The 2,378-nt window shown below is 44.9% G+C and carries 1 protein-coding gene; it reads left to right on the forward strand.

Going from position 1 to position 2,378, the window contains the following annotated elements:
- Positions 1-266 precede the first annotated feature (266 nt).
- The gene (locus PX636_RS21605; RefSeq protein ID WP_288118810.1) at positions 267-2,120 is read left to right on the forward strand and encodes a peptidoglycan D,D-transpeptidase FtsI family protein; all 1,854 of its coding nucleotides are present in this window, start codon (positions 267-269) and stop codon (positions 2,118-2,120) included.
- The last annotated feature ends 258 nt before the right edge of the window (positions 2,121-2,378 follow it).

Here is a 2,378-nt window from a genome sequence, read left to right on the forward strand (position 1 = left end):
CAGCGTAAATCTGCCCCTAACCTGAAACCTGCCCCCGCTTCTCAACCCCAATCTACCGTCAATTCTCGACCCAGAAGTGCCTATTAACAGTTATCAGTTATCAGTTATCAGTGGGGAAGTTAACAGTTATCAGATGTGAGTTTTTAAGTGTACTGTTTACTGTTTACTGTTTACTGTTTACTGCTCACTGTTTACTGATTACTGCTTACTGATTACTGCTTACTGCTTACTGCTTACTGCTTACTGATTACTGAAAGATACTGCTCATGACTGACACAAAAAGACCCAGATTTAGAGGTAAAAAAACTCGATCGCCCTCTGGCAGGTTCCAGGACAGAAAGTCCTATTTAAACGCCAAAAAACGGCAAAAAAACTTAAAAAATTTGCCTTTGAGTAACGGGCGATTGGTGGCGGTGTGGTTGATTTTAGTCATGGGTATTGTGGGTTTAGCTTGGCGATTGTACCAACTGCAAATAGTACAAGGACAGGAATTGCAAAAAAGAGCCAGACAACAGCAAACCACCAGTATTAGACCCTATATTCCCCGACGGGCGATCGTCGATAGTAATGGTAATGTTTTGGCGGCCGATCGCTTGATTTATACTCTTTATGTACACCCAAAACTGTTTGCTATTCCGCCGGCAGAAGTGGCTGATAAATTAGCTCCTTTATTAAATATTCCCACTAATCAACTGATTCAAAAATTTAAAGAAAAAGAAACAGGAATTCGTTTAGCCAATCAATTAACCGAATCCGTGGCTAGGGGCTTAAAACAATTATCTCTTGACGGTGTAGAATTAGAGGAAAAGTACGCTCGTTATTATCCCCAAGACGATGTGGCAGCCGACGTGATTGGCTATGTAGATAAAGAACATCGTGGTCAAGCAGGATTAGAGAGAGGTTCCAGTCAGTTATTAGAAAGAGATCCCTTTTCTGTCAATACAAGACGCATGGGAGACGGGCGAATTTTACCAGCTTTTGTTCCCCATGGTATCTTTCAATTTGATGAATTACAGTTAGAAGTAACCCTCGATTTAAAACTACAAAGAGCGGCGCGGACGGCCCTACGAGAACAGCTAAAAAAATTTAATGCTAAACGGGGAGCCGTCATCGTCATGGACTCCCTTGATGGTTCTCTTTTAGCCCTAGTTTGTGAGCCAACTTTTAACCCCAACGAATACTATAAAGCCAATGTGGCTCTATTTAAAAATTGGACCGTAGCCGATCAGTACGAACCGGGGTCAACTTTTAAACCAATTATTGTCGCCATGGCCATGGAAGCGGGGGCAATTAAAGCTAATACGGTAGTCAATGATCCGGGGGCAATTACTGTCGGTCCCTGGACGATTAAAAATGCCTCTAAACAGGGTTATGGGGCGCTAGATATGGCCAGAGTTCTGCAAACCTCTAGTAACGTGGCCATGGTGCAAATTGCCCAAAAAATGGGGCGAGTTGATTTCTATAAAAGTTTATTAGGATTGGAAATAAATCAAAGGGTTGGCGTAGATTTACCCGGAGAAGTGGCAGGATATCTCAAACCTGAACAAGAATTTCTGGATAATGCCATTGAATCGGCCACCGCTTCCTTTGGTCAAGGTTTATCCCTGACTCCTTTAAAATTAGTACAATTGCACGGTGCGCTGGCCAATGGTGGCACCTTGGTAACTCCCCATGTGATCAAAGGATTAGCCGACGACCGCGGCCGTTTGCACTGGCAGCCCGATTATCCCAGCAAAAAAGTCTTTTCTCCCACCGTGGCCCGGCAAGTGGTGGAAATGATGGAAACCGTCGTCAGCAAGGGGACGGGGGTAGCGGCCCAAATCCCCGGTTATCGCATCGGAGGCAAAACGGGAACCGCACAAAAAGCTAGTCCGACGGGGGGTTATCTACCTAACGCCAAAATTACCAGTTTTGTCGCGATTTTACCGATCGAATCGCCCCGTTATGTGGTTTTGGTGGTGGTGGATGAACCCAAGGGTGCCAATACTTTTGGCTCCACTGTTGCCGCTCCTGTGGCAAAAACGGTGATGAATACGCTCATTTCCCTCAAAGGTATCCCCCCCACCTCCAAGGTCGTTCCGGCGGGTTCTGCGACCAATAAACCCCCGCGGCACGATTAATTTAAGTCTTTTTGAAAGAGGCTTTATTTAGGGTTTGCTGAAAAAGTTTGTTGGTGGGGTTAGGAGTCAGGAGTCGGTCGTCAGTAGCCGGTCGTCGGGAGTTTCAGGCTTTGTTGCCCTCTCTTTTTTGTACCAACTCATGTACTATAATAAGGATAATGCCAGGTTTTTGATGGTCCCAATCCGATTTTTTGGCACTAACATCGGATTTTAACAGGTCAAAAGCCTTATTTTAAAAGGGTTTTACCATTATTCAGC

This window comes from Microcystis sp. M53598_WE2, assembly GCF_030067735.1.
Lineage (GTDB): Bacteria > Cyanobacteriota > Cyanobacteriia > Cyanobacteriales > Microcystaceae > Microcystis > Microcystis aeruginosa.

What these genes read in the sequence shown, in the direction of transcription:
- PX636_RS21605 (WP_288118810.1), top strand. Translation starts at nt 267, where the DNA reads ATGACTGACACAAAAAGACCCAGATTTAGAGGTAAAAAAACTCGATCG.